At 64.7% G+C, this 21,901-nt stretch carries 25 protein-coding genes; 13 read left to right on the forward strand and 12 right to left on the reverse strand.

The features are described 5' to 3' along the window. Nucleotides 1–2 precede the first annotated feature (2 nt). The 3 genes from JQ572_RS03595 to JQ572_RS03605 all read left to right on the forward strand — a co-directional run bounded on the left by JQ572_RS03595 (nucleotide 3) and on the right by JQ572_RS03605 (nucleotide 1,378). Entirely contained in the window at nucleotides 3–470 is a 468-nt protein-coding gene (locus tag JQ572_RS03595; protein ID WP_211381584.1) for a MarR family winged helix-turn-helix transcriptional regulator, read from the forward strand. Nucleotides 471–548: 78 nt separating this feature from the next. After that, nucleotides 549–932 carry a nuclear transport factor 2 family protein gene (locus tag JQ572_RS03600; protein ID WP_211382402.1) on the forward strand — a complete coding sequence of 128 codons (384 nt, stop codon included), beginning with the start codon at nucleotides 549–551 and terminating at the stop codon, nucleotides 930–932. A gap of 2 nt (nucleotides 933–934) precedes the next feature. Then, nucleotides 935–1,378 carry a hypothetical protein gene (locus JQ572_RS03605; RefSeq protein ID WP_211381585.1) on the forward strand — a complete coding sequence of 148 codons (444 nt, stop codon included), beginning with the start codon at nucleotides 935–937 and terminating at the stop codon, nucleotides 1,376–1,378. A gap of 22 nt (nucleotides 1,379–1,400) precedes the next feature. Here JQ572_RS03605 and JQ572_RS03610 read toward each other — a convergent pair whose 3' ends face one another. Then, nucleotides 1,401–3,629, reverse strand: a complete 2,229-nt coding sequence (locus tag JQ572_RS03610; RefSeq protein ID WP_211381586.1) for an ATP-binding protein — start codon at nucleotides 3,627–3,629, stop codon at nucleotides 1,401–1,403. Nucleotides 3,630–3,945: 316 nt separating this feature from the next. On the opposite strand from JQ572_RS03610, the gene JQ572_RS03615 reads away from it, so the two are divergent. Then, complete coding sequence (locus JQ572_RS03615; RefSeq protein ID WP_211381587.1) at nucleotides 3,946–4,719, forward strand: DUF2189 domain-containing protein; 774 nt, start codon at nucleotides 3,946–3,948, stop codon at nucleotides 4,717–4,719. Nucleotides 4,720–4,747: 28 nt separating this feature from the next. Here JQ572_RS03615 and JQ572_RS03620 read toward each other — a convergent pair whose 3' ends face one another. Together JQ572_RS03620 and JQ572_RS03625 are read right to left on the reverse strand one after the other, a co-directional pair. Beyond that, nucleotides 4,748–4,939 carry a hypothetical protein gene (locus JQ572_RS03620; RefSeq protein WP_211381588.1) on the reverse strand — a complete coding sequence of 64 codons (192 nt, stop codon included), beginning with the start codon at nucleotides 4,937–4,939 and terminating at the stop codon, nucleotides 4,748–4,750. Beyond that, nucleotides 4,939–5,745: a transglutaminase-like domain-containing protein gene (locus JQ572_RS03625; RefSeq protein ID WP_211381589.1), complete on the reverse strand. Its 807-nt coding sequence runs from the start codon at nucleotides 5,743–5,745 to the stop codon at nucleotides 4,939–4,941. Before JQ572_RS03625 ends, JQ572_RS03620 begins: the two co-directional genes overlap by 1 nt. Nucleotides 5,746–6,111: 366 nt before the next feature. Here JQ572_RS03625 and JQ572_RS03630 point away from each other — a divergent pair, with 366 nt between their 5' ends. Next, nucleotides 6,112–6,303, forward strand: a complete 192-nt coding sequence (locus JQ572_RS03630) for a hypothetical protein (RefSeq protein WP_249128809.1) — start codon at nucleotides 6,112–6,114, stop codon at nucleotides 6,301–6,303. 18 nt (nucleotides 6,304–6,321) lie between these two features. Here JQ572_RS03630 and JQ572_RS03635 read toward each other — a convergent pair whose 3' ends face one another. The 3 genes from JQ572_RS03635 to JQ572_RS03645 are packed head-to-tail and all read right to left on the reverse strand — an operon-like array spanning nucleotide 6,322 to nucleotide 7,608. Beyond that, the gene (locus JQ572_RS03635; protein WP_211381591.1) at nucleotides 6,322–6,834 is read right to left on the reverse strand and encodes an SRPBCC family protein; all 513 of its coding nucleotides are present in this window, start codon (nucleotides 6,832–6,834) and stop codon (nucleotides 6,322–6,324) included. Continuing rightward, nucleotides 6,831–7,301, reverse strand: a complete 471-nt coding sequence (locus tag JQ572_RS03640) for an SRPBCC family protein (protein ID WP_211381592.1) — start codon at nucleotides 7,299–7,301, stop codon at nucleotides 6,831–6,833. The genes JQ572_RS03635 and JQ572_RS03640 overlap by 4 nt, the downstream gene beginning before the upstream one ends. Next, nucleotides 7,294–7,608, reverse strand: a complete 315-nt coding sequence (locus JQ572_RS03645) for an ArsR/SmtB family transcription factor (RefSeq protein ID WP_211381593.1) — start codon at nucleotides 7,606–7,608, stop codon at nucleotides 7,294–7,296. Before JQ572_RS03645 ends, JQ572_RS03640 begins: the two co-directional genes overlap by 8 nt. Before the next feature lie 173 nt (nucleotides 7,609–7,781). Between JQ572_RS03645 and JQ572_RS03650 the strand changes: the two genes are divergently transcribed. After that, the gene (locus JQ572_RS03650; protein WP_211381594.1) at nucleotides 7,782–8,402 is read left to right on the forward strand and encodes a LysE family translocator; all 621 of its coding nucleotides are present in this window, start codon (nucleotides 7,782–7,784) and stop codon (nucleotides 8,400–8,402) included. Nucleotides 8,403–8,484: 82 nt separating this feature from the next. Beyond that, nucleotides 8,485–9,468 (forward strand): DUF3592 domain-containing protein, encoded by a 984-nt coding sequence (locus JQ572_RS03655; protein ID WP_211381595.1) that lies wholly within the window; start codon nucleotides 8,485–8,487, stop codon nucleotides 9,466–9,468. Here the strand turns inward: JQ572_RS03655 and JQ572_RS03660 are convergent. Next, a complete protein-coding gene (locus tag JQ572_RS03660) occupies nucleotides 9,465–10,271 on the reverse strand; it encodes an N-formylglutamate amidohydrolase (RefSeq protein WP_211381596.1) in 807 nt (268 codons plus the stop codon). The two genes, JQ572_RS03655 and JQ572_RS03660, sit on opposite strands and share 4 nt — an antisense overlap. A gap of 113 nt (nucleotides 10,272–10,384) precedes the next feature. Between JQ572_RS03660 and JQ572_RS03665 the strand changes: the two genes are divergently transcribed. Beyond that, on the forward strand, nucleotides 10,385–10,783 hold the full coding sequence (locus tag JQ572_RS03665) for a gamma-glutamylcyclotransferase family protein (protein ID WP_211381597.1): 399 nt from the start codon (nucleotides 10,385–10,387) through the stop codon (nucleotides 10,781–10,783). On the opposite strand, the gene JQ572_RS03670 is transcribed toward JQ572_RS03665, so the two are convergent. Continuing rightward, on the reverse strand, nucleotides 10,780–11,343 hold the full coding sequence (locus JQ572_RS03670; protein WP_211381598.1) for a chlorite dismutase family protein: 564 nt from the start codon (nucleotides 11,341–11,343) through the stop codon (nucleotides 10,780–10,782). The two genes, JQ572_RS03665 and JQ572_RS03670, sit on opposite strands and share 4 nt — an antisense overlap. 161 nt (nucleotides 11,344–11,504) lie before the next feature. Here JQ572_RS03670 and dnaG point away from each other — a divergent pair, with 161 nt between their 5' ends. Together dnaG and rpoD are read left to right on the forward strand one after the other, a co-directional pair. Further along, a complete protein-coding gene (gene dnaG / locus JQ572_RS03675) occupies nucleotides 11,505–13,496 on the forward strand; it encodes a DNA primase (RefSeq protein ID WP_211381599.1) in 1,992 nt (663 codons plus the stop codon). A gap of 373 nt (nucleotides 13,497–13,869) precedes the next feature. Then, on the forward strand, nucleotides 13,870–16,026 hold the full coding sequence (gene rpoD / locus JQ572_RS03680; protein ID WP_211381600.1) for an RNA polymerase sigma factor RpoD: 2,157 nt from the start codon (nucleotides 13,870–13,872) through the stop codon (nucleotides 16,024–16,026). 115 nt (nucleotides 16,027–16,141) lie between these two features. On the opposite strand, the gene JQ572_RS03685 is transcribed toward rpoD, so the two are convergent. From JQ572_RS03685 to JQ572_RS03695, 3 genes are all read right to left on the reverse strand, one after another. Further along, nucleotides 16,142–16,378, reverse strand: coding sequence for a hypothetical protein (locus JQ572_RS03685; RefSeq protein WP_211381601.1), 237 nt, complete (start codon nucleotides 16,376–16,378; stop codon nucleotides 16,142–16,144). A 578-nt stretch (nucleotides 16,379–16,956) separates the two neighbouring features. Then, the gene (locus JQ572_RS03690; RefSeq protein ID WP_211381602.1) at nucleotides 16,957–17,901 is read right to left on the reverse strand and encodes an OmpA family protein; all 945 of its coding nucleotides are present in this window, start codon (nucleotides 17,899–17,901) and stop codon (nucleotides 16,957–16,959) included. Nucleotides 17,902–18,017: 116 nt separating this feature from the next. Then, nucleotides 18,018–18,545, reverse strand: coding sequence for a hypothetical protein (locus JQ572_RS03695; RefSeq protein ID WP_211381603.1), 528 nt, complete (start codon nucleotides 18,543–18,545; stop codon nucleotides 18,018–18,020). A 157-nt stretch (nucleotides 18,546–18,702) separates the two neighbouring features. Here JQ572_RS03695 and JQ572_RS03700 point away from each other — a divergent pair, with 157 nt between their 5' ends. After that, nucleotides 18,703–19,509, forward strand: a complete 807-nt coding sequence (locus JQ572_RS03700) for a lytic murein transglycosylase (protein WP_211381604.1) — start codon at nucleotides 18,703–18,705, stop codon at nucleotides 19,507–19,509. Between the two features lie 63 nt (nucleotides 19,510–19,572). Here JQ572_RS03700 and JQ572_RS03705 read toward each other — a convergent pair whose 3' ends face one another. Beyond that, entirely contained in the window at nucleotides 19,573–20,421 is an 849-nt protein-coding gene (locus JQ572_RS03705) for an SDR family NAD(P)-dependent oxidoreductase (RefSeq protein ID WP_211381605.1), read from the reverse strand. Between the two features lie 118 nt (nucleotides 20,422–20,539). Between JQ572_RS03705 and JQ572_RS03710 the strand changes: the two genes are divergently transcribed. Both JQ572_RS03710 and JQ572_RS03715 read left to right on the forward strand, forming a co-directional pair. Beyond that, nucleotides 20,540–20,914, forward strand: a complete 375-nt coding sequence (locus tag JQ572_RS03710; protein WP_211381606.1) for a response regulator — start codon at nucleotides 20,540–20,542, stop codon at nucleotides 20,912–20,914. A gap of 79 nt (nucleotides 20,915–20,993) precedes the next feature. After that, the gene (locus JQ572_RS03715) at nucleotides 20,994–21,605 is read left to right on the forward strand and encodes a LysE family translocator (RefSeq protein ID WP_211381607.1); all 612 of its coding nucleotides are present in this window, start codon (nucleotides 20,994–20,996) and stop codon (nucleotides 21,603–21,605) included. Nucleotides 21,606–21,901: the final 296 nt, after the last annotated feature.

A 21,901-nucleotide genomic window follows, 5' to 3' on the forward strand; every position in this document is an offset into this window, starting at 1 on the left:
CAATGCCAAAGATGTCTCAAGCCGCGGGCCTTCACCGCGCTTCGCTGAAGAAGCTGCACGATCTCGATGCGGCGCTGGAGCTCATGTACTACGGCTGGCGCGGCATGACGCTGGAGGCCGACGACTATCTGACAAAGCAGGGTCTGTCGCGCCCGCACCATCGCATCCTCTATGTGGTGGCGCGACAGCCCGACATCGCGATCGGCTCGCTGATCGAGACCCTCGGCATTTCCAAGCAAGCGCTGAACCGGCCGCTCAATCTCCTGCTGGAGCGCAAGCTCCTGACGTCGAAGCGGTCGTCCGAGCAGCATCGCTCCAAGCTGCTGCGCCTGACGGCCACGGGGCAGCGTATCGAGCAAACGGCGTCGGACCACGAGCGCAAGGTCATGCGTGATGCGTTCGATCGCGTCGGGACGCGAGGCGCAGTGGCCTGGATGGCCGTGATGGAAGCGATAGCCGACAACAATTGACAAGTCTCAAGTCAACATGGTTGACATGAGGTGCGCGCTTTGCCACTCTCCGGCAACGATCTGGGGGAGGGCCGCGCCATGGGCGGACAGGACAAGAGCGTACAGAAAATGGACCGCGGGGCCGCCGAACGCTTCGTCGCGGCATGGTGCGCGAGCTGGTGCCGGGTCGACATCGACGCGGTCGTCGCGCATTTTGCCGACGATGCGCAGATGCGCAGCCCTCTGGCGCTGTCTCTGACCGGCTCTCCTGTCGTCACCGGCGCCGACAACATCCGCGCCTATTGGCGCGAGGCCTATGGCCACATCGAGAGCGCAGACCTGAAGATCCTGAGCTGGAGCTGGGACGAGTTGATCGCGCGCCTGACGGTGTGGTGGCGACTCGGCGACACGCGCGCCAGCGAGTTCATGGATTTCGACGACGCGGGCCGCGTGGTCCGCAGCGAAGCTTTTTACGGAAAATAGGCATGCACCTTTCGGATTTCGTCCTCCTCCTCAACGCGCTCTGGTTCGGCGGCGCATTCATCCAGTTCAGCATTGCGCAAGCCAACACACTGAAGATTTTGCTGCCGCGCGAAGAGCGCGGCAATCCGATCGCGCCGACCCTGGCGGCCAGCGTAGCCTTTCTGGGCGGCATCAACCTGCCGATCGGGCTTCTGTCGCTCTATCTTCTCACCGCTCGTCCGCTTTTCTTCCAGCCGGTCGAGGCGCAGCTTGTGCTGTTCCTGTTCTTTGCCGCCTGCCATTTCAGCCAGTTCGCCTACAACCTTCCGGTCATGATGCGCGGTGGGCGCGTCGGGGTGGCTTACTGGCCCGTGCTGAAGGGCCCGATGCTCAGGATCTTCGTCATCGACGCGGCTTTGTTCGTCGCCAATCTTGGTGCGGCGCTTCTCCTCGCGTCGCACTCCTGACCAACAGTCCCGCGGCGCAGGCTTAGCGCGACGGCGCCGATAGTGCTGATCGCAGCACCGCGGCGAGGTCTCGTCGCCGGAACGGCTTGGTCAGGACGCGGGCGTCGCCGGCCCCGTCGGGCGCCTTGACGGGATTTTGGGTGTAGCCGGAGGTGAACAGCACCTTGAGCCCCGGCCGCAGCTGGGTTGCTTGCCTGGCAAGCTCGGGCCCGAACATGCCGCCGGGCATCACGACGTCGGTGAACAGCAGGTCGATATCCCCGGAGCCGCGCAACAATTCGAGGGCTGCGGGGCCGTTCGACGCCGCGATCACGCGGTAGCCGAGCGCTTTCAGTTCGTTCTCGACATAGGCCCGAACCATGTCGTCGTCCTCGACGACGAGAATGGTCTCGCTTCCGTCGGGAGCGACGATCCGTTCGGCGGGCGACGAAGGCTCGCTTCGCGGCGTTGCAAGGCGGGGAAAGAACAGCCTGACGACGCTGCCTTGTCCCGGCTCGGACTGCATCTGCACCACGCCGCCGGACTGCCGCACAAACCCGTAGACCATGCTCAGGCCGAGCCCGGTCCCCTTGCCGACCTCCTTGGTCGTGAAGAACGGTTCGAACGCCCGGCTCGCCACCTCGGCGGTCATGCCGCTGCCGGTGTCCGTCACGGCCACCATGACATAGTCGCCGGCGCGCGGCTCGCCGTTGACGTCGAGGTCGGATTCACCGAGCGAGGCGTTGCGCACCGCGATGGTCAGCCTGCCGCCCAGCGGCATGACGTCACGCGCGTTGAGCACGAGATTGAGCAGCGCAGTCGTCAGTTGGCCGGGATCGACGCTGGTCGGCCACACCTGCGGTTCGAGCGCGAAGCTGCATTCGATGTGCTCGCCCAAGGGACGGCGCAACAACGGCTCCATCTCGTGAACCTTCTCGCCGATGTCGATGTCTCGCGGCCTCAGAGGCTGCTTGCGCGCGAAGGCGAGCAGGCTCCGGGTCAGGTCGGAGCCGCGTTCGGCGGCGGTCGCGATGTCGCCGGCGATCCGGTGCAATTCCTTGTTCCCCGCCAGCCTGTCGGCGAGATGCTCTGAATTGCCGAGAATGATGGTCAAGAGATTGTTGAAATCATGCGCCACGCCGCCGGTGAGCTGGCCCATGGCTTCCATCTTCTGCGATTGGCTGAGCTTCTGGTTGAGGTCTGCGATGGCCGCGCGTTGCTGCTCGAGCGACTCCGCGGTGCCGTTGAGCAGGGTCATCAATCCGCCGAGCTCGCCGCGCGGATGGGGAAGAGGAATTCGCGCGCTGAGATCGCCGAGCCCAAGCCTCTTCGCCATGGTGGCGAGCCGCCCGACCTGGCGCCCGACGCTCACGGTGGCGAGGATCCATACGCCGGCCAGCAGCAGCAGCGAGGCCACCGCGAGGATCGCCATGTCCTCGTGGAGCCGGCGGTTCGCCGCCGCGACCAGTCCGTCCTTGGACCGTCCGACCAGGACGTAGAGGCCGGCGTCACGGGTCGAAGGCGAGCGGGCGACGGCCCAGACCTGCGTTCGGCCCTCGCGATCGGTCACTTCCTGAAACGCCTTCTGACCCGGAGCTGTCGCGAAGCGCAGCAGGTGGGATCCTGCAATCGACGCGCCCACGGGTTCGGCCCAGCCCGCTCCCGAGGGGGCGACGAGAACAGTCCCCTTGCCGTCGATGAGCAGCACCTCCTTCTCGCCAAGCAGCCGCTTGTGGTGGTACTCGGCGAATTTGCGCAGATTGAACGATGCGAGCAGGATCAGTTTCAGCGCGCCTGCCTCCGATCGCACCGGATATGCGATCTGGAGCACCGATATTCCGGTCAGCCGGCCGAAGACCGGCTCCAGCACGACGCCGTGCGAAACCAGGGCCTGCTTGAAATAGGCGCGATCCCTCAGATCGAGGGTGCGGTTGGTCCGCAGCGAGTCGCAGAACAGGCTGCCGTCCGGATCGATGGTCAGGATGCCGGTGAACTGAGGATATTCCTCGCGGACATCGGAGAGGAAAGCCGAGCACGCCGCCTTGTCGCGCGTGTCGAGGTCGCGCGCACGGGCCAGCCCATAGTGAAGCTGGGCGGTGCCCTGAATCTTTTCGCTCAGATCGCTTGCAATCTCGTCAGCCGACGCCGCCAGATTGGCCAGGGCGGCGTTGATTTCGCTGGTCCTGTTCTGCATGAAACGCAGCCCGACGAGGCTTGCCGGCACCAGCATGGCCGCGATCACGAGTATCAGTAGCCGGGTACGCAAGCTCATCGGTCGGGCGGTCCATTCCGGTCATCGCGAATGCTCGTTCAAAGACCCAATTTGCGGTACCACCATCCGTTCAGTCCATAGGCTCGGGGCCGAAAAAAGCCCCTGGCGTGAAAGATTTCGCGCCGTGTGCATCACGGTTGAGCCTCCTGAAGGGAGCGCCGGCGCCGGTGCGGTGGTTTTCCCCGGGCGCGCGGCGGAGGCTTGGGAATACCGTTGTCGGCGATCAACTCGCGCGTGCGCGCGCCGGAGAGAGGCGCTAACATGGAGGTCGATCCGCGTGCGACGGAGATCGCGGCGGCAGATGAGGAGGGAGCCGATGTCCATTTCGGGCAAGGTCGATCCGGTGGTGCGTCCCGTTGCGGCGACCGACATCGCCGAAGCGCTGGTCGAGGGCCTGCGTGATTTCCAGGCGCTGCCGTTTTACGGTCTCTGCTTCGGTGCGCTCTACGCGGCCGGCGGCATCGTCATCATGCTGTGCCTCACCGCGTTCGGCATGGTCTATCTCGTCTATCCCCTTGCGGCCGGCTTTGCGTTGATCGGGCCGTTCGTGGCGATCGGCCTCTACGAGGTCAGCCGGCGCCGCGAGCGCGGCGAGCCGGTCTCGCCCGGCGCGATCTGGTCCGCCATACGTTCACGCAGCGAGATCGGTTGGATGGCCTTCGTCACGCTGTTCGTTTTCGTGATCTGGATGTACCAGGTGCGGCTTCTGATCGCCTTGCTGCTCGGGCTGCATGCCTCGTTCTCGAACCTCCAGGAATTCATGACGGTGGTCCTGACGACCAACGAGGGCCTGCTGTTCCTGGCGATCGGCAACGCGGTCGGCGCTGCACTGTCGCTGGTTTTGTTTGCGCTGACCGTGGTGTCGTTTCCGCTGCTGCTCGATCGTGAGGTCGATTTCGTCACGGCGATGGTGACGAGCGTGCGCGCGGTGGTGACGAGCCCGCTGCCGATGATCTCGTGGGCCGCCGTGATCGTGATGCTGCTGATCGTCTCGGCGCTGCCGTATTTTCTGGGATTGGTCGTGACGCTGCCCGTGCTGGGGCACGCGACCTGGCATCTATATCGGCGCCTGGTGGTGCCGGTGGCGTAAGCGGGGAGCCGGACGCACCGGCCGCGTTCTATGCGCCCGTTGCCAGGCGGCGAACGCCGGATGAGGTGAGTTCGAGTTCGCCGAGGCGCCTGATCGCATAACCGAGGCCCGTCAGACGCTCGCCATGCACCTGCGGGATTTCGCGTTGCGCCTTGCCCTTGCCGACCTCGGCTAACGAGGCAAATTCATCCGCGTCGAGGGTCGCTGTGCCGTCTGTCATCAGCTGACCTCGTCGGTCCATACCTTGAAATTGAGCAGAGTGTTCGGGCCGAAGGTCTGGGTGATCGGAACGTCTGCGGCATCGCGTCCCTGCGCGATCAGCACCCGGCCGATCCGCGGCGTGTTGTTGCGCGGATCGAACATGTGCCAGCTTCCACCGATGAAGGCCTCGAACCAAGCCGCGAAATCTCCGGCCGCCCACGGCTGCGGTGTGCCGATGTCGCTGAGATAGCCGGTGCAGTAACGCGCCGGGATGTTCATGCAGCGGCAGAACGTGATCGCGAGATGGGCATAGTCGCGGCACACGCCCTTGCCTTCATCGTAAGCTTCCCGGGCTGTCTTGGTCGCCCGCGCATGCTCATGGCCGAACGTGATGCGGCGATGAACAAAATCGCAGATCGCCTGGACCCGCGCCCAGCCCGGCGGCGTCTGCTCGAACAATTTCCATGCGATATCCGTCAGGCGATCGGTCTCGCAGTAGCGACTGCCGAGCAGATAGACGAGCGTGTCGGTCGGCAGTGCTTCGACGGCGTGCTGAAACGCGTTCGGAAACGCCGGGTCAGGCAGGCCGCTGTCGCGAACGACGCCATCGGCAGCAAGGCGGAAGTTGCCGGCCGGCGCCACGATGCGGCTGCACCAATTGCCGAAGAGGTCGCGATAGGGACTGATAACCACTGAGGGGCTGGTAGTCAGCAGATCGGGCACGATGACATCGGAGGCGCGCGTGAAGTGCGTGCCCAGCACCATGATCATGGGCGTCGGTTGCGGGAACTCGTACAGCATCTCGAACCCGACGCGGAGCTTCATGCGAACGACTTTCCCTTGGCTGAGCTCCTAACATGGCTACGAAGCGGTCGAACACAAGACGTCGACGGTCTTATTCGATCGAGAGTGGCATCTGGCGCGTCAAAAGCGCGGCGGGGGCGAGAAAACGATAGCTAATTGCGGCGATTGCGCGCACGGTGCGGCAATGCCGGAAAGATCGGTCGTCTCTGCGCACGCGGCGCCACGACGACATGCGCTCGACGTGAAACGGCTCATTTCCTGCACCGGCGGAGCCAACTCATCGCGACGTCTCCAGTGGTGAGTCGAACGCGGCAGGCTCATGCCGCGGATGCCTGAACAATCCCACAGCGGTTCGATATGAGATCGAACGCCAACCGAAAGCACCCGATGGAAGCTCTACCGATCCAAGCTCTCTCCCCACGGCACGTCAAGACAGATGAAGCGGTTCGGCTCGGCGTAGAGTCGGGCTGGTACGCGATCAAGGTCAGCGGGACCTTTGTCTCGGGTCCGCACGACTCGGAAGGGGATTGCCGTCGCAAGATCGACGAGATTCAGCCGCCGGTGAAGAAGAAGCGATGAGGTCGCAGATTCCAGCCGCTACGGCGTCTTGATCCCCATCGCCTTCAGTGCCGCCAGCATCTGCGTCGGCGGCGCCATCTTGATCTGCGGCGCCTTCCCCGTCTCCAGCAGGCTCTTCAGCCCCGACAGGATCGCCGGCCAGCCCGAACGCCCGCCGGAAAGGATGGCGTCGCTGAGCGGCCGGTCGTGGCCTTCGCTCATGGTGAGCCTGACCGCGTCGCCGGCCGGCTCGATGTCATAGGTCACGAGAGTCGGTCCGAGCTTCTCGATCAGCTCGGGCCAGTTGACGTTGAAGGTCACCGACAGCTTTTTCGGCGGATCGTATGCGAGCACCTCGCCGCTGATGTGCGGGGCGCCATCCGGCGTGCGGACGATGAACGCGCCGCCAAGTCGCGGCTCCACCTCCACGGCATTGCCGAAGAAATATTGGCGGCTGAACTCGGCCGAGGTCAGCGCTTCCCACACCTTCTCCGGCGTTGAAGCGATGTAGATGGTGTAGACCGTGAGCGGCTTGAATTGATCGAGGTTCATTTTGCGTCGAATCCCTTGTTGAGCGCCGTGCACGGGATGGCGAGCACCTTGCCTCTCTCCAGGAGGCTCTTGAGCCCGGACAGGATCGCCGGCCAGCCATTGGAGACGGCCCCGAGATACTTCCCGCCTTCGACGAAGCCGTCATGCAGCACGGTCAAACGCACGAGCGCGCCGAACGGTTCGATGGTGAAGACCACCCGCGAGATCGGTTCGCCGCGCAGCTCTTCGTACTTCTGGTGCTTGAAGCTGTAGGACAACCGCCGCGGTGGATCGGCTTCCAGGATTTCGCCGGAATCGGTGATCTCGCCCTCCAGCAGCAGCGCGAAGGGGGAGCCGATTTTCCAGTCCGACCTGACCTCGGCGCCGAACCAGTATTGCCGGGTGAACTCGCTCGACGTCAGCGCCTCCCAAAGCCTCTCCGGTGTGGTCTCGATGTAGGTGACATAGACGAACTCCGGCTTACTCATCGCGCTTCTCCTGCTGGCGTTTCAACTCGCTGAGCGCGGCGAGCTTGCCGCGCTCGAATTTTTTAATCCAGCGTTCGCCGATCTGATGGATCGGCACCGGGTTGAGATAGTGCAGCTTCTCGCGGCCATGCCTGATGGTCGTGACAAGATTGGCCTCCTCGAGGATGACAAGGTGCTTGGTCACGGCCTGGCGCGTCATCGCGAGGCCTTCGCAAAGCTCGTTCAGCGTCTGGCCGTTTCTGGCATGAAGCCTGTCGAGCAGCGACCGTCGTGACGCATCGGCGAGCGCTTTGAAGACCTCATCCATGGCTGCGATAATAGGCAACTAAAAGGTTGCATGTCAAGATGGCGTTTTTGGCGCACGCAATATGGGTGTTGCGGATGTCGATCTGATCAGCCCGCGCTTTGCAGCGGTGACGTCTTCCGTTCCCGCCTCCGCCATGCATTAATGCTCCAAACCGCCCTCAGCGAGTCCTCACCATGATGTCCCTGCAAGCCTATCTCGCCTTCCTCGCCACCTGCATCGCGCTCGCGCTGCTGCCGGGTCCGATCGTCACGCTCGTCATCGCCAACGGGCTACGCCACGGCACGCGCGCGGCGCTGACCAACGTGGCCGGCGCCCAGGCCGGCCTCGCCATCGTCATCGTCATCGTTGCGGTCGGCCTGACCTCGCTGATGGCAACCATGGGCTACTGGTTCGACTGGGTACGCTTTGCCGGCGCCGCCTATCTGGTCTGGCTCGGCATCAAGCTGATCTGGGCGCCGGTCGAGGGCGTCAACGTCGACGAGCCGCCGGCGCCGCCGCGCGGCGGGTTCTTCCTGCAAGGTTTCCTGGTGCTGCTGTCGAACCCGAAGGTGCTGGTGTTTTTCGGCGCCTTCATCCCGCAGTTCATGGACATGAACCGCGACCACTTCCCTCAGGTCGCGCTGCTCGGGGCCACCTTCATGGTCACCGCGGTGATGACGGACGCGCTCTACGCCATCGCCGCCGGGCGCGCGCGAAAATTCTTCTCAGCCCGCCGCACGCGGATGATGTCGCGCATCTCCGGCGGCTTCATGATCGGCGGCGGCATCTGGCTGGCGCTGACCCGGGCAAAATAACCCCTCCAAAGCCGGTCCGGCTTGAACCCTTCGCAGCGGCAATGCGTCCAATCTGACATTGCCGCCGACGAAGGAATTGCCCGTGCCCGATCTGCCATGGTTCGTCTATGCGATGCTGCTCGCACCGCTCGGGCTCATCCTGGTCGCCGCCATCGTCAAGACCTGGCAGGTGCGCGAGGCGCGAAACTGGCCGCAAACGCCCGGCAAGGTCATGACCTCGGTCGCCGAATTGCGCGACGTCAAGGTTTTCGACGACGATCGCGAGGGAGGCTCTCGCCTCGAAAGCCGCAACTTTGCGAACGTGACTTACGAATATTCGGTCGGTGGCCGCAAGCTGCGCTGCAACCGTATCTCGATCGGCGAGGACCTCGGCAATTTTCAGGTCGCCGAGAAGCTCGCGAAATATCCCGCCGGCACGATCGTCACCGTCTATTACAATCCTCGCCATCCCGATCAGGCCGTGCTCGAGCGCGACCTTCCCAAGGGGCTGTGGGGCTGCCTCGGCATCGGCACGGTGGTCGTGCTTGCCATCGTGTTCGGCTCGGCCTTCGGCCTCAACCAGACTTATGCCTATCTCGCGCACCACGTCGGACGGCCCGATCTCGCCGGCCTCGTGGTCGCCTTTGCCGCGTTCGGCCTCGTCATCGCGCTGATGGGGTATGCCGTGCACCGGCAGGCGTCGATGGCGACGCGCTGGCCGGTGGTGCCGGGCACCATCAAGCTGTCGGGGATCGAGGACTATCGCGAGGCCAGCGAACCCGGCGAGGCGCGGGGCACCGAGATGTTCGGCAAGCGGGTGACCTACACCTACCTCTATCAGAACGTCAGCTACACCAATGAATGTGCGCGCGTCGCTGCCGGTACGCCGTCGGCTTCTGATGACATGCTGCGCAAGCTGATGTCGCGCTACCAGGACGGCGCGACCGTCGAGGTTCGCGTCAATCCCGACAACCCGGCCGAGGCAACGCTCGATGCAGGCGGCGCTGGCCGCATTGCCTTTGTGCTGTGGGGCATTGCCGCGATCTTCGCCGCGCTCGCGATGTTCGTCGCGACACGGGGGAGCTAGTCGACCAGCCTCGCCGCCCGCAGCTCCACCTCGATCTCCGCAAAGATCCGCGCCAGCCGCTCGGCCCATTGCTGTTGGCCGGACTGGTCGGCGATCAGATCCTGACGAATCTCGATGCCGGTGTTGACGAGGCCGCGGGCCTCGCCGTGGACGGGGATGGTGTAGTCGGTGAGGTCGTTCACGGCATAGGGCTCGTTGTCGCCGACGACGAGATCGCCCTCGGCGCGGAGGTGCCTGAGCAGCAGCTGCGGCAGCACGGTGTCGCGATTGTAGAGTGCGCCGATGTGCCAGGGGCGTGCGACGCCGGCATAGACCGGCGTGAAGCTGTGCAGCGACACCAGCACCGTCGGTTTCTTGTCGTGCAGGCGGCGGTCGATCGCGGCCTCGATGCGACCGTGATAGGGCTCGAAGATTTCGCGGCGCCTTGCGGTGCGCTGCTGCTCCGTGATCCCTTCGTTGCCCGGGATCGCGGTTGCTTCGGAAATCAACGGGATCGAGCTCACGGCGGCCGGCGGGCGGTTGCAATCGATCACCAGCCGCGAGTAGCGCTGCGCGATCAAATGCGCATCCAGCATCTCTGCCAGCCGGTCGGCGACGCCGGCAATGCCAATGTCCCAGGCAATGTGCCGCGTCAGCTCGCTGCCTGCGACGCCGAGATCGTCGAGCGCGCGGGGCAGGATCCGTCCGTAATGATCCGAGGTCAGCAGAAAGGGCGATTGGCCGGCCGTGTTGACTTCATGGACCGGATGGGCCTCGCCCTCGCCGAGCAGTTGAGATAGCGCGCCTGTTGCGTCTGTATCCATACGGGGTTGCCTGTCGAAGCAGCACTGATCCGCTAGGCTATAAAGCATGGGGCCCCAAAGCACTATTGCGAAGACGGCTTGAATGGGCGCCCGTTCGCGGGATAACAAGCTCCATGACCTCCGATCGCCTTTTCGTCTACGGCACCCTGATGCGCGGCTTCGACCATCCGATGGCGCGGCTGCTCGCGGCGCATGCGGACTTCCTCGGGGAGGCGACCTGCCGCGGCCGGCTCGTCCTGGTGAAACACTATCCGGGATTGCTGCTGTCCGAGGCGCCGTCCGATCGCGTGCACGGCGAGCTCTTTCACCTGCGCGCGGGCGACGAACTCTTGGGCGAGCTCGACATGTACGAAGCCTGCGGCGAGGGCTTTCCTGAACCGACGGAATATCTGCGCGAGCTGATCGACGTGACGCTGCCGGACGGGGCCACCGAGAAAGCCTGGACCTACGTCTACAACTGGCCCGTCATTGACCTGCCCGTCATCGAGTCCGGTCGTTTCCTGGATCACTAGGCCGACAGCACTTCCTTCACAACGCGCACATCCACCTCGCGCTCGACATAGGTCCACTCCTCGGTCCGCCTCAGCATCGCGACCAGCTCCTCGAACAGCGAGGCGTGCGTGGGGGCGAATTCGAACCAGGTCAGGAAATCGAACGGACCGCCGAGGTCGCGGCAGTGATAGAGCTGGCGGGCGATGGCGGGCAGGTAGCGCAGGCTGCTCGCGATGTGATGCGATTTGTCCTCGAAGATCCTGCGGCGCTCTTCCTGGGTGAGCTCCCACCAGGCCTGCGACTTGCGGATCGGGATCAGCGCCGCGCTGGTTGCCTCCAGTCGGCCGAGGCCGGCCTGGACGGCCACCAGCTGCTGCTTCTCGGCGCGCTCAGTGTAGCGCAAGCTGCTCGCGGCGCCGACCAGCCGCCAGGCATTGCGCGAGGGCACCAGCGGCAACGCGATGGCCTCGCTGTCGGTGACCGACAGCGCTGGCATGAAGGGCAGGGGCTCGCCCGTCACGGGCGAAATCGAGGTGATGCGCCAGCCCCCGCTCTGACCGCCTCGAAAGGTCCTGAACATGCCCTATCGAAGCGTGGAACCGGGCCGGGTTCAAGCTTTCCGTCGAAACTTTCGACCTGTGAATAGCCGGGAGAAGCCACACATGCTTCGTATTTCCGAGGGCCATCCCTATATGCCTATCCGGTTGGCCATAATGCCGACTCAGCCCAGAAATCAGCATCATGCGCTTCACGCCACAATTCCTCGACGAGCTTCGCGCCCGGCTTTCGGTGTCCGAAGTCGTGGGCAAGCGCGTCAAGCTGAAAAAGGCGGGGCGGGAGTGGAAGGGGCTGTCGCCGTTCCAGCAGGAGAAGACGCCGTCCTTCTACGTCAACGACCAGAAGGGTTTTTACCACGACTTCTCCTCCGGCAAGCACGGCGACATCATCACCTTCGTGATGGAAACCGACGGCTTGCCGTTTGCCGAAGCCGTCGAGCGGCTCGCCAGTCTGGCCGGCCTGCCGCTGCCGGCGGTGACGCCGGATGCGGCGCGGCACGAGCAGCGGCGCAAGTCTCTGCATGACGTCATGGATCTTGCCGCAAAATTCTTTGCGGAGACGCTGGCCTCGCGCCTCGGTGCCAAGGCACGCGGTTATCTCGCTGACCGTGCGATCTCGCCGGCGACGCAGTTGCAGTTTCGCCTCGGCTATGCCTCGCCCGACCGCTTCGCGCTCAAGGAGCATCTCGGCCAGCTCGGAATCTCCGTCGACGACATGGTCGAGACCGGGCTGCTCGTCGCCGGCAACGACATCCCCGTGCCCTACGATCGCTTCCGCGACCGCGTGATGTTTCCGATCACGGACATGCGCGGCCGCGTCATCGCCTTCGGCGGGCGCGCGCTGGAGAAGGACGTTCCGGCCAAATATCTGAACTCGCCCGAGACGCCGCTCTTCCACAAGGGCGACAATCTCTACAATCACCAGACCGCGCGCAAAGCGACCCATGACGGCAGCGCGCTGATCGTGGTCGAGGGCTATGTCGACGTCATCGCCATGGTCACCGCGGGTTTTGCCGGCAGCGTGGCGCCCCTCGGCACTGCGCTCACCGAAAACCAGCTCGCACTGCTCTGGAAGATGGCGGACGAGCCGATCCTCTGCTTTGACGGCGACCGCGCCGGTCAGAAGGCCGCGTATCGTGCGGCGGACCTTGCGCTGCCGTTCCTCAGCCCCGGCAAGAGCCTGCGCTTTGCGCTGCTGCCGGAAGGGCAGGACCCCGACGATCTCGTGCGCTCCGGCGGTCGCGGCGCGATGGAAGAGGTGATCGCGGCGGCGCGCCCGCTTGCCGACATGCTCTGGTCGCGCGAGCTGGAGGGCGGCAACTTCGCCACTCCCGAACGCCGCGCGGCGCTGGAGGCGCGCATCAAGGAGCTCGCGGGCGGCATCCGCGACGAGGTGGTGCGGCGCTATTATCGCCAGGATCTCGCCGAGCGGCTTCAGCGCACGTTCGCGCCGGAGAGCGGGCGCGGCGGCTTCGCCGGCCGTGGCAATTTCCGGCCCAATTCCGGGGGCCGTCCGTTCCAGCCCCGTGGCGGCGGACCAGCGAATCGATTCGGCGGCCGCGGCGCGCCGGGTCCGATCCAGATACCCGCCGGCCCCTACCAGGCGGCGAGCCCCCAGCTTGCCGCGAGCCCGATCATGCGCGGCCAGCGCAGTGCCATCTCGCGCCGGGAGGCCCTGATCCTGCAGTGCCTCATCAACCACCCCTGGCTGCTGCACGATCACCTCGAGGAAGTCGCGGCCCTGGAGCTGGCCCATCCCGAGGCCCACAAGCTGCGGGCGGGCATCATCGCCGCCTTCGCCAACGACCATCACCATTCGCCGGACCCCGGCGAACGCGCCGAGAAGATGCGCGGCGATCTCGACAAGGGCGGGTTTTCTCAGGTTCTTCAGAGGGTTGAGAACGGTATCACGACCGCGGCGGTGTGGGGGGCCCGCGAGGGCGCGGCGCAGGACGACGTTCTCTCCACCTGGCACCAGCTGGTTGCCTTGCATCGGCAATACCATTCACTACTTAGAGAGTTGAAGGACGCCGAGCTGGCCTTGGGGGAGGACCCCAGCGAGGCCAATTTGGCGTGGCTGCGCGACGTCAAGGCGCGGCTGGCCGAGGTCGACGGCACCGAAGCCCTGATCGAGGGTTTTGGCGAGCTATCGGGCCGGTTCCAGAAGAGCGTGTGATGAAAGAATCATGCGGACGGCCGGGGCCGGAACCGCTAAAAGACTCGCCAAATCCAAGGTTTGGCGGCAAAAACAGGGTTAATCGAGGCTTAACGGTCTTGTAGCACTTTGGCCACCAGGCGGCCGCAGGCAGAACAGACGCGTCAGGAATGAATCCGCGCAATCGCTGTTGGCACTACACCTGCATCCGCTGCGACAAAGAGGCTGACGAAGCGTTAGGCAATTCCGGCGAGAGAAAGTTTGGGGGTGGCGAGAGATATGCGCGCCGCCCTTTCCGTGTCGAGAGCTGCCGAAGCGAGAGCGTCGGGCAACAGGTTCAAGTGAATTCAGGCAGCGGCGAACGTCCTGCATGAAGCGCGTTTAGGAGCAATGGATGGCCACCAAGGCAAAGACGCTGCAGGCGAAGGACAAGGAAAAAGACGACAAGGCAGCGGACGCGCCGGAGAAGGACTCCCAGGACGCGCCCTCGCCCTTGCTCGACCTGTCCGACGCGGCAGTGAAGAAGATGATCAAGCAGGCCAAGAAGCGCGGCTTCGTGACCTTCGATCAGCTCAACGAAGTTTTGCCGTCCGACCAGACCTCCCCCGAGCAGATCGAGGACATCATGTCCATGCTCTCGGACATGGGCATCAACGTCACCGAAGCCGACGATAGCGAAGGCGAGGAGGACAAGGACGAGGGCGGCGAGGACGAGACCGACAACGAGCTCGTCGAGGTCACCCAGAAGGCCGTCACCGAGGTCAAGAAGAGCGAGCCGGGCGAGCGCACCGACGATCCCGTGCGGATGTATCTGCGCGAGATGGGCACCGTCGAGCTGCTGTCGCGCGAAGGCGAAATCGCGATCGCCAAGCGCATCGAGGCCGGCCGCGAGGCGATGATCGCAGGTCTGTGCGAAAGCCCGCTGACCTTCCAGGCCATCATCATCTGGCGTGACGAGCTCAACGAAGGCAAGATCTTCCTGCGCGACATCATCGATCTCGAAGCGACCTATGCCGGCCCCGACGCCAAGGCCGGCATGAACAATGCGATGATCGCCGGTCCCAACGGCGAGAACGGTGAAGCCCAGGCCGAAGGCGGACAGGCCGCTGCCACGGGTGCAGCGCCCGCGCATGTGGCGCCGCCCGCCGCGCCGCCGTCGCCGACCCCGTTCCGCGCCGCGCCCGCGCCCGGCAATGCCGGCGAAGCCGAGAAGGATCCTGCGGAGTCCGCCGCCGAAGCCGACATGGACGAGGACGACGAGTTCGAGAACCAGATGTCGCTCGCGGCGATCGAGGCCGAGCTCAAGCCGAAGGTCGTAGAGATCTTCGACAAGATCGCCGACAGCTACAAGAAGCTGCGCAAGCTGCAAGAGCAGGACATCCAGAACCAGCTCGAGAGCACCTCGCACGGGCCCTCGCTCTCGCCGCACCAGGAGCGCAAATACCGCAAGCTCAAGGACGAGATCATCGTCGAGGTGAAGTCGCTGCGCCTGAACCAGGCGCGTATCGACTCACTCGTCGAGCAGCTCTACGACATCAACAAGCGCCTCGTCTCGCATGAGGGCCGCCTGATGCGCCTGGCCGACAGCCACGGCGTCGCGCGCGAGGACTTCCTGCGCAACTACACCGGCTCGGAGCTCGATCCGCGCTGGCTCAACCGGGTCTCGAAGCTTTCGGCCAAGGGCTGGAAGAATTTCGTCCACCACGAGAAGGACCGGATCAAGGACCTCCGCCACGAGGTGCATCAGCTCGCTGCGCTGACCGGCCTCGAGATCATCGAGTTCCGCAAGATCGTGCACTCGGTGCAGAAGGGCGAGCGCGAAGCCCGTCAGGCCAAGAAGGAGATGGTGGAAGCCAACCTCCGTCTCGTGATCTCGATCGCCAAGAAATATACCAACCGCGGCCTGCAGTTCCTCGACCTGATCCAGGAAGGCAACATCGGCCTGATGAAGGCGGTCGACAAGTTCGAGTACCGCCGCGGCTACAAGTTCTCAACCTACGCCACCTGGTGGATCCGGCAGGCGATCACCCGCTCGATCGCCGACCAGGCCCGCACCATCCGTATCCCCGTGCACATGATCGAGACGATCAACAAGATCGTGCGCACCTCGCGCCAGATGCTCAACGAGATCGGCCGTGAGCCGACCCCGGAAGAGCTCGCCGAGAAGCTCGGCATGCCGCTCGAGAAGGTCCGCAAGGTCCTCAAGATCGCCAAGGAGCCCTTGTCGCTCGAAACGCCCGTCGGTGACGAAGAGGATTCACATCTCGGCGATTTCATCGAGGACAAGAACGCGATCCTGCCCATCGACGCCGCGATCCAGTCGAACCTGCGCGAGACCACCACGCGCGTGCTCGCCTCGCTCACCCCGCGCGAAGAGCGCGTGCTGCGCATGCGCTTCGGCATCGGCATGAACACCGACCACACGCTGGAGGAAGTCGGCCAGCAGTTCTCGGTGACGCGCGAGCGTATTCGTCAGATCGAAGCCAAGGCGCTGCGGAAGCTGAAGCATCCGTCGCGGTCGCGGAAGCTGCGGAGCTTCTTGGACAATTAATTCGGATCGTCATGCCCGGGCCTGACCCGGGCATCCATCCCAACGAAAACGGCGGGCCTGTGCCCGCCGTTTTTCTTTGTGCTGTCGCTTCGCGTGTCTCGCCGGCGGGCGGAGCCTATTTCTTCTTCGCGCCGACCCGTTCGAGTTCCTTGATCTCCAGCGGCGGGCGGCCGGATTTTTCGGCGATCTCGCGGTCCTGCTCCATGATGAAACCGCGCGCGGGCTCGTCGCCGTCGAGGCCGCCTAGCAGCTCGGAAGGCACGCGCCGGTTCGAGCGTTGGGAGCCGTCTTCATAGAAGACGTTGAAAAAGGCGAATTCGCCCTTGGGATTGGTTCCGGGTTTTTTGGCCATGGCGGCTTTTCGTCGATCAGGGCGCCATAGTCAAATGGCTTTGCGCATTGTGGGCGCGGCGCGCCCGGCCGCGGCGGGATCGATCGACGATGTCGGCTTGCAAGATGGAAAGCGTCGTGCGCCACGTAGGTCCGGCGCGGCCCTTCCTCGAATAAACGGCGGGCCGCGAAAGCCCGCCGTTTATTTTGGTCTTCCAGCGTCGCCCGGGGCTGGCGGGGCGACAACCTAGAATAGAAGACTATAACTCGAGCCATGCCGTGGCAAGATAAATGCGGAAGCGCTGATGTCGCAGCGAGCGCATCAGATATGCGCGATCGCGATATCCAGTTGCGATGCGGGCCGCGCATTTCAATTGGAAGGCCAAATCACTTGTTCATGTGTGCTGCTCTCGCAATGCAGCGACAGGTGCGCGCTTTGTCGAAAAGCGCATTTTCCTGCATGTCTTCCCGTCTGCGTGCACAGGTTGTGTTCCAATGCACGAGCGAGTTCCATGCGATGCGCAATTGCGCGTTGCAGATCGCGGCTTCCGCCTTCGCTCTCGGCGGAGAAGTCGCGCGCCTCGCAATGACAAGCAGGAGCTATGGCGCCACCAGTTCCACCCGCCTGTTGAGCGCGCGGCCGGTGTCGGTCGCATTGGAGCCGACCGGCGCCAGCAATCCGACACCGGCGGTGCGCAGCCTCGTCTGCGCGATGCGAAAGTTCTTCACCAGTTCGGCCGCGACCGCTTCGGCGCGGCGTTTCGACAGGTCGAGATTGTATTCATAGGCGCCCTGGCTATCGGTGTGGCCGACGATGAAGACGTTGAGTTGCGGCTGGCCGATCAGGAGCTTTGCGATCTGCTCCAGCGTCGGGCGGCTCTCCGGCTTGAGCACGGCCTTGTCGGTGTCGAAATAGATGCCGTAGAGCGCGATGTGACCGGTCTCGCCAAGACCCTTGGCCATCGCGGGGGCATCGACCATCTTGTTGGCGATGGCGCCGAGCTCGGCGACGGTGACCTGCGCGGTGATATCCTGGTTGTTCTGACTGACGATGACGCTGGAATAGGTCTCGCGCCCGCCCTCGGTCTTGCGGCCGGCAAAATAGCGATAGTTGAAGCCGTCGACCCACATCTGCGGCACCGGCAGCGTGTCGATGCTTTCCGTGAACGGAATGGCGCCGCAGGCATCGGTGTCGCACGCCAGCAACGTCTCGAAGCCGGCCTTCGCAAGCTGGGTCTCGAAATTGCGCGAAACCTCCAGGATCGAGGGGCCGGGATTGGTGCGATAGGCGATGCGGAAGACGCGGCCCTCGAGACGCCGCGCGTCGGTCGGCTGGCCGTCCTTGAAGGGCGCCGCCTGCATCCGTGCCGCGTCAAAATCCTTCATCACGTAGCCGGTGATGACGCTGCCGGCGAACCGGCCGATACCGGGATAGTCGCGGCTGCCTACGACATCGCGCGTCTGCGCGGAAGCTGTGATGACGGCGAGAAGGGAGAGCAGGGCGGCAAGGACGAGCGATCCGGGGCTGTTTCGCGGCGCGGGCATTGGCACTCTCTGTGGGTTGAGGAAACGGGGCGCAGACGTTAGTCGCCTGCACCACGCCGCCGGTTCTCACCGATGGCCCATTCCCTTGCCGATTGCCCGGAAAGCCGCGGCCGGTTTCAAGCCGCGGGTGCCATCCGGCTGCCTGGCTCGTGCGCCTGCGCCGCCTGCTGGCGTTCCATGATGGTCTGCCACAGCGTTGCGATGCTGGCCTGGGTCTGCGGTGCGATCAGGCAGTGGCCCTCATTGTCGAAGCCGCAAAACCGGGCCGACGGATCTTTCCGCACCTCGGTCAGCGCCTGGTTGATCATCTCCAGGCAGGTCATGACCTGACTGACGTCCTGCAGGCGGGTGTGATGCAGGATGTCCATCAGGCGGAACGTCATCACCGCGGGCTGACCGATGCTGATGCCGGGACGGCCGAGCTCGAGCAGCACGTTCACGGCGGGAAGCATGCCGCGGATGTGCTCAAGCACGCCGGCGATGTCTTCCACGCGACAGGCGACGAGATGGGCGGCCTGCGGCGGCGCGGCCGCAGGCGTCCGCGGCGCAAGGCCGAGCGAGGCGATCACCTCCTGCTCGATCCATTGCCGCACCGGTGCGGGTGCGTTGCGAATCTGCTCGGCGTTCAAGGTAATTCCGGTCATCGGCTAGTCTCCTGGGCGGCTCTGCCGTCTTGCTCAATCTAGAAGGCAGGGCGTGAGACACGTTGATGCGGATCAAGCGTGCCGCTTTGACGGTCGCCGCTTTCCCGGGCATGATCGCGCGCGCTGCTTTGCACTAGGATTTGGGAGATCGCTCGACATGCTGAGATACGCTGCGGCCACCGCTTTCATCGTCTGTCTGGCCGGCGGATCGGCGCAGGCCGCGCGCTGCGGCGGCGACTTCAACAGCTTTGTCGCCAGCATGACCTCGGAAGCGCAGGCCGCCGGCGTCTCGGCGGGCGTGACCAGCGCGGCCTTCAGCGGCATCGCCCAGGACGGCGCGGTGCTCGCCTTCGACCGGCGCCAGCGCTACACCTTCAACAAGAGCTTCGAGCAGTATGTCTCGACCCGCGTCGGTCCCGGCCGCATCAATGGCGGCCGAGCGCTGCTCCAGCGTCACGCAGCCTTGCTCTCGCGCATCGAGCAGCAGTTCGGCGTGCCGCGCTATATCCTGGTCGCGATCTGGGGGCTGGAGAGCGATTTCGGCAAGGGCGACATCGGCAAGCTGCCGGTGATCCGCACGCTGGCGACGCTGGCGCATGATTGCCGCCGCACCGAGCTGTTCCAGGGCGAACTGCTCGCAGCGCTCAAGATCGTGCAGCGCGGCGACCTTCCGCTGCGCGACCTGATCGGCGCCTATGCCGGCGAGATCGGCCAGACCCAGTTCCTGCCGTCGTCCTACATCAAATACGGCGTCGATTTCGACGGCGACGGCCACGTCGATCTCCGCCACAGCGTTCCCGACGTGCTCGCCTCGACCGCGAACCTGCTCCACACCAGCGGCTTCAAGATGGGCCAGCCCTATGGCGAAGGCACCGCCAATTTCGAGGCCATGCGCGAATGGAACAGGGCAGTGATCTACCGCAAGACCATCGGCTATTTTGCGGATCGGCTGGCAGGGCAGTGAGACCAGGCCGCTCGTCGCTGTGCTTCTCGCAATGGCGAGCAGAAACAGTGCCGCGTCACTGAGCTATTGCGCCGCCCCCTTCGTCATCTTCTCCAGCCGTCGCTGCAGCGGCGCCCAGTACGTTCCCGGACGGAAACGCTGCAGCAGGTCCATGAAGCGGGCGTCGTTGCCGATCAGGATGCGCGGCTCGTTTTTCTCGATGCCCTTGATGATGCGTAGCGCGGCGTCCCTCGGCGTGGTCTTGGCCGCGTTCTCGAACCGCTCGATCGATTGCGCGCGGCGCGCATTGTCGGTGACGCCGACGCCGGTGCGCGAATTGCGGGCGATGGCGGTGGCGACGCCGCCGGGATGCACGACCGAGAGCTTTACGGAGCTTCCCGCCACCGCAAGCTCGTGCCGCACGCTCTCGGAAAAGCCGCGCACCGCGAATTTCGCCGCCGCATAGGCCGACTGGCCCGGCGGCGCGATGATGCCGAAGATCGAGGAGAGGTTGACGATGTGCGCCGCCTCCATCGTCTTCAGATGCGGCAGGAAGGCGCGCGTGCCGTGCACCACGCCCCAGAAATTGATGTCGAACAGCCAGTCCATCTGCGCCTGGTCGATCTCCTCGAACGAGCCCATCAGCGCCACGCCGGCATTGTTGACGACGATGCCGAGCGAGGGATGCGCCATCGTCGCCTCACGTGCGAACTCTGCGATGTCGCCGGGCTCGCCGACGTCGACGCGGTGCACGCTGAACTTGCGGGCCTTGTCCGGTCCCTGGCCGATCTCGGCGGCGAGCGTCTTCAGCCCGGCCTCGTCGCGGTCCGCAAGCGCGAGATCGCAGCCGCGTAGCGCAAGCTCGATCGCCAGCGCGCGGCCGATGCCGCTTGCGGCTCCGGTAATGGCGGCGGCGCCGCGAATCGCAGTCATGATCTCCCCCCGTCAAGCCGTTCGCGTGGAACTATGATGTACATTTTTTCAAAATGGAACCGAACCGGAGGCGAATTGGCTCCTTAACTTACGCTACTCAAGCAGCATTGGAGCCGCCATGGGCCAGGCAGAACCATTTCGTGCCACTGCGTTGATCGTTGAGGACGATGCCATGCAGCGGGAGATGCTTTGTCTTCTGCTGGAGGAGAGCGGCTACCTGGTCATCCAGTGCGAAAGTGCCGAGGCCGCCGAGCGCATCCTCGACAAGGACGCGGGCGCGCTCTGCCTGATGCTGACGGACGTGCAGCTTGCAGGGCGCATGAACGGGGTCGAGCTCGCGCATGTCGCCAAGGACCGCAATCCCCGGCTCGACGTCGTCGTCACCTCGGGCCGCCCCTTGATGCAGCCCTTGCCCGCCGGTGCGAAATTCTGGGCCAAGCCGTGGGCGCCGCTCGACGTGCTGCGCGAGGCCGAGATCGCGCAGCTGTCCTGAAGGCGAGCCTGCGGGGCCCCCTTCTTGCCGGTTCTCTTGCCGACTTTCTTGCCGGGAGGCGCAATGATAAGGTCCGCCGATGACCTTGTCCTTCCTGCTCACCTCGCTCATCGTCGTCGCCTCGCCCGGCACCGGCGTGCTCTACACGCTGGCCGCGGCGCTGACGCGCGGCTCGCGTGCGAGCATCGCTGCCGCCTTCGGCTGCACGCTCGGGATCGTGCCGCACATGACGGCCGCGATGCTGGGGCTCGCCGCCGTGCTCCATACCAGCGCGCTCGCCTTCGCCGCGCTGAAATGGTGCGGCGTCGCCTATCTGCTCTACATGTCCTGGCAGGCGCTGCGCGAGACCGGGGCGCTGGCGGTCGAGGGCGAGATCAAGGAGCGGTCGAGCGGCCGGGTCATCGTCACCGGCTTCCTGATCAATATCCTCAATCCAAAACTGTCGATCTTCTTCCTCGCCTTCCTGCCCCAGTTCATCGCCGCGGACGAGCCCCATGTGCTGGCGCGGATGCTGGAATTGAGCGGCGCCTTCATGGCGATGACGTTCGCGGTGTTCGTGGTCTACGGCCTCTGCGCCGCCTCGGTGCGCGAGCGCGTCATCTCCCGTCCGCGCGTCATGGCCTGGCTGCGCCGTAGTTTTGCCGCCGGCTTCGCCGCCCTTGGCGCCAAGCTCGCTTTCGCCGAGCGGTAGGCAATAAAAAAGCGGGCCTTGTGCCCGCCATCTTCCAGCTCATGGACCTACCCGACGCCCGGGCGGAGCGAGCTCCACCCGGGCAAAGAAAAAGAAGCCTCGTTACTTCTTCTTCGCCTTCTTGGCCTTCTTCGCCTTCTTCTTCGTCGCCTTCTTCGCTTTCTTAGCCATAGTATCCTCTCAAGGGTTCATGGTTAAACGCGACACGAGGGATGCTCGGCGGAGGGCCAGCCTCGCAACATCCTCAGCGGCAAGCTCAGCAGATTCGCGCGCTTCTGCCCCGCGCTGTCATATCC

The organism is Bradyrhizobium sp. SZCCT0153 (assembly GCF_018129995.1).
In the GTDB taxonomy this organism is placed as follows: Bacteria; Pseudomonadota; Alphaproteobacteria; order Rhizobiales; family Xanthobacteraceae; genus Bradyrhizobium; species Bradyrhizobium japonicum_G.

Bases quoted from the DNA above. Each gene is read 5' to 3' on its own strand.
- JQ572_RS03595 (WP_211381584.1), top strand. From the start codon at position 3: ATGCCAAAGATGTCTCAAGCCGCGGGCCTTCACCGCGCTTCGCTGAAG.
- JQ572_RS03600 (WP_211382402.1), top strand. From the start codon at position 549: ATGGGCGGACAGGACAAGAGCGTACAGAAAATGGACCGCGGGGCCGCC.
- JQ572_RS03605 (WP_211381585.1), top strand. From the start codon at position 935: ATGCACCTTTCGGATTTCGTCCTCCTCCTCAACGCGCTCTGGTTCGGC.
- JQ572_RS03610 (WP_211381586.1), bottom strand. From the start codon at position 3,629: ATGAGCTTGCGTACCCGGCTACTGATACTCGTGATCGCGGCCATGCTG.
- JQ572_RS03615 (WP_211381587.1), top strand. From the start codon at position 3,946: ATGTCCATTTCGGGCAAGGTCGATCCGGTGGTGCGTCCCGTTGCGGCG.
- JQ572_RS03620 (WP_211381588.1), bottom strand. From the start codon at position 4,939: ATGACAGACGGCACAGCGACCCTCGACGCGGATGAATTTGCCTCGTTA.
- JQ572_RS03625 (WP_211381589.1), bottom strand. From the start codon at position 5,745: ATGAAGCTCCGCGTCGGGTTCGAGATGCTGTACGAGTTCCCGCAACCG.
- JQ572_RS03630 (WP_249128809.1), top strand. From the start codon at position 6,112: ATGGAAGCTCTACCGATCCAAGCTCTCTCCCCACGGCACGTCAAGACA.
- JQ572_RS03635 (WP_211381591.1), bottom strand. From the start codon at position 6,834: ATGAACCTCGATCAATTCAAGCCGCTCACGGTCTACACCATCTACATC.
- JQ572_RS03640 (WP_211381592.1), bottom strand. From the start codon at position 7,301: ATGAGTAAGCCGGAGTTCGTCTATGTCACCTACATCGAGACCACACCG.
- JQ572_RS03645 (WP_211381593.1), bottom strand. From the start codon at position 7,608: ATGGATGAGGTCTTCAAAGCGCTCGCCGATGCGTCACGACGGTCGCTG.
- JQ572_RS03650 (WP_211381594.1), top strand. From the start codon at position 7,782: ATGATGTCCCTGCAAGCCTATCTCGCCTTCCTCGCCACCTGCATCGCG.
- JQ572_RS03660 (WP_211381596.1), bottom strand. From the start codon at position 10,271: ATGGATACAGACGCAACAGGCGCGCTATCTCAACTGCTCGGCGAGGGC.
- JQ572_RS03665 (WP_211381597.1), top strand. From the start codon at position 10,385: ATGACCTCCGATCGCCTTTTCGTCTACGGCACCCTGATGCGCGGCTTC.
- JQ572_RS03670 (WP_211381598.1), bottom strand. From the start codon at position 11,343: ATGTTCAGGACCTTTCGAGGCGGTCAGAGCGGGGGCTGGCGCATCACC.
- dnaG (WP_211381599.1), top strand. From the start codon at position 11,505: ATGCGCTTCACGCCACAATTCCTCGACGAGCTTCGCGCCCGGCTTTCG.
- rpoD (WP_211381600.1), top strand. From the start codon at position 13,870: ATGGCCACCAAGGCAAAGACGCTGCAGGCGAAGGACAAGGAAAAAGAC.
- JQ572_RS03685 (WP_211381601.1), bottom strand. From the start codon at position 16,378: ATGGCCAAAAAACCCGGAACCAATCCCAAGGGCGAATTCGCCTTTTTC.
- JQ572_RS03690 (WP_211381602.1), bottom strand. From the start codon at position 17,901: ATGCCCGCGCCGCGAAACAGCCCCGGATCGCTCGTCCTTGCCGCCCTG.
- JQ572_RS03695 (WP_211381603.1), bottom strand. From the start codon at position 18,545: ATGACCGGAATTACCTTGAACGCCGAGCAGATTCGCAACGCACCCGCA.
- JQ572_RS03700 (WP_211381604.1), top strand. From the start codon at position 18,703: ATGCTGAGATACGCTGCGGCCACCGCTTTCATCGTCTGTCTGGCCGGC.
- JQ572_RS03705 (WP_211381605.1), bottom strand. From the start codon at position 20,421: ATGACTGCGATTCGCGGCGCCGCCGCCATTACCGGAGCCGCAAGCGGC.
- JQ572_RS03710 (WP_211381606.1), top strand. From the start codon at position 20,540: ATGGGCCAGGCAGAACCATTTCGTGCCACTGCGTTGATCGTTGAGGAC.
- JQ572_RS03715 (WP_211381607.1), top strand. From the start codon at position 20,994: ATGACCTTGTCCTTCCTGCTCACCTCGCTCATCGTCGTCGCCTCGCCC.